The following is a 2,346-nucleotide window of genomic DNA, read 5'->3' as shown; positions in this document are numbered from 1 at the left end:
CTTCCCGCCCTCCGCCCTCCTGCGCACCGCCGCGTCCTCGTCGATCGACGAGGACGGAGCCGCGCGCCCCCTCGAGGGGACGGGGACGGACGACGAAACGGCGGACGCCCCCGCGGCGGACCTCGCCGACACCCCGGACTCGGGCGCCCCCGTCGCGCCCGCGTTCCCCGAGCCGCCCTCCCTCGGATCGCCCGCGCCCGCGCCCCGTCGGGTCGTTCGGCCGAGCGCCGAGTGGGAGCCGCTGTGGCCGATCGTCTCCTACCTCGTCTTCTGCGTTCTCACCTTCCTCGCGTACGCGCCGATCGGGGAGCCGCGGACGTTCCTCCTCGCGCCCTGGTACCTCGACGCCCGGAGGATCATGGGGTCGCACGGCCTCGCGATGGTCCCCCTCATGGCGATCGGCTTCGACCGGATCGCCGGCGCCCTCCACGCGCACCTGTCGGCGCGCGCCCCACGGACCGCTCCCGGCGAGCGCCCGGTTCTCGGCGCCGCGAGGCCGGCCCGCTGGCGCGTCGACGCCGTGCTCGGGCTCGTCCTCCTCCTCGTCACCGGGGTCGGAGCCCTCGACTCGCGCCTCATCGCCACCGACTACGTCTACGACACCGAGGCGCTCGGCAAGCCCGGCATGGCGACCGCCGGCGAGATCGCGATGCTCCGACGCATGCAGCTCCTCATTCCCGGAGACGCCGTCGTCCTCGGCGACCCCATCGCCGGAGCCGCCTACTCCGAGGTCATCGGCCAGCACACCGCCGTGTTCCCGCAGCTCACCATGACCGGCGGCGACGACCACTGGCAGGAGATCCTCGCCAAGCGCTTCAACGAGATTGCGACGAGCCCCGACGTCTGCGAGGCGATCCGCGCCCTCGGCGTCACCTACTACTACGAGGACGAGGACGGCTGGTACTACGACTTCCTCCGCTCCTCGCGCTACCCCGGCCTCTACAACGTCGACACCTCGACGGGCTTCGAGCTCGTTGACCAGGGCGGGACCGCGAAGCTCTACAAGATCACCGCCTGCGGCCTCGGGGAGTAGGGCCAACGCGGACTCGGACGCCCCGCGCGGCGGAGGCGGCGCCCCGATACGCTGACGGCATGTCCGACACCACCGAGTCCCACTCCGCTCACGTCGCCACGCACATGCCCGGCCCCGCGCCCGCCGGCGAGCGCATGCAGATCGCGTTCCTCGGCCCCTACGGCACCTTCACCGAGCAGGCCGTCCACCAGGTCGCGCCCGCCGGTGCGGAGCTCCTCCCGATGACCTCGGCGCCCCACGCCCTCGCCGCCGTGCGCCGCGGCGAGGCCGACCGCGCCGTCGTCCCCATCGAGAACTCCATCGAGGGCGGCGTCAACGCGACTCTCGACGCCCTCTCCCACGGTGATCCGCTCGTCATCGTCGCCGAGATGGTCGTCCCCATCGTCTTCCAGCTCGTCGTCAGGCCCGGCACCCGGCCCGAGGACGTCCGCAAGATCGGCACCCACCCGCACGCGTGGGCGCAGTGCCGCAACTGGGTCGAGGAGACCTTCCCCGGCGCCATCCACGTGCCGACGACGTCGACCGCCGCGGGCGCAGAGCTCCTCGCGAGCGGCGACGCGAACTTCGACGCGGGCCTGTGCTCGGCCGTGTCGGTGACGACCTACGGCCTCGAGGCCCTCCACCGCGACGTCGCGGACAACCCCGGCGCCGTCACCCGCTTCGTCCTCGTGGCCAAGCCCGGCGTCCTCCCGCCGCCCACCGGCGCCGACAAGACGACGATCCAGGTCGCCCTCCCCGTCAACGAGTCGGGCGCCCTCCTCACGCTCCTCGAGCAGTTCGCCGTCCGAGGCGTCGACCTCTCGCGCATCGAGTCGCGTCCGAGCGGCGACGGCCTCGGCGACTACACCTTCAGCATCGACATCGTCGGTCACGTCACCGAGGAGCGGGTGCAGGCCGCTCTCGTCGGCCTCCACCGTTACTCGCCCGACGTCCGCTTCATGGGGTCGTACCCCCGAGTCGACGGCGTGCGGGCGAACGTCCTGCGCGGCACGAGCGACGAGGATTTCCGCGTCGGGCGCGCCTGGGTGTCGTCGATCCTTCACGGCGGCGACGGCGTTCACGTCGACGAGTCGAGGCCCGCGCCGAACTGGCCGCTGCTCGGCTGAGAACCGCTTCCCGACGCCCTTTCCCCGCGGCGGCGTGCGTCGTGCGCGGCGAAGCCATGCGCGCGCATCCCCTCGATGCGCGAAGGTGATGGGCGGTTTCAGGCGGTGAGTGCAACGGCGTTGTCGTCGAGTAATTTTTGCATGAGTTCGGCGGGTGTTTTCCAGCCGTGGCGTTTGCGGGGTCGGGTGTTGAGTTGGCGTTCGGCC

General features: G+C 72.3%; 2 protein-coding genes. Both read left to right on the top strand.

Translation table 11 applies throughout. The features are described from left to right. Window positions 1-1,033 (top strand): DUF6541 family protein (locus tag DY157_RS11145; RefSeq protein ID WP_328587406.1); only part of this gene is annotated, 1,033 nt, incomplete at its 5' end. Window positions 1,034-1,137: 104 nt separating this feature from the next. Continuing rightward, the gene (gene pheA / locus DY157_RS11140; RefSeq protein ID WP_235827216.1) at window positions 1,138-2,139 is read left to right on the top strand and encodes a prephenate dehydratase; all 1,002 of its coding nucleotides are present in this window, start codon (window positions 1,138-1,140) and stop codon (window positions 2,137-2,139) included. Window positions 2,140-2,346: the final 207 nt, after the last annotated feature.

It is taken from the genome of Actinomyces culturomici (genome assembly GCF_900499005.1).
GTDB classification, from domain to species: Bacteria; Actinomycetota; Actinomycetes; order Actinomycetales; family Actinomycetaceae; genus Pauljensenia; species Pauljensenia culturomici.
Note: the sequence above shows the minus strand (reverse complement) of the source record. Positions and strands in the feature narration are given on the sequence as shown.

Coding starts and splice junctions, on each gene's coding strand:
- pheA (WP_235827216.1), top strand. CDS start 1,138: ATGCCCGGCCCCGCGCCCGCCGGCGAGCGCATGCAGATCGCGTTCCTC.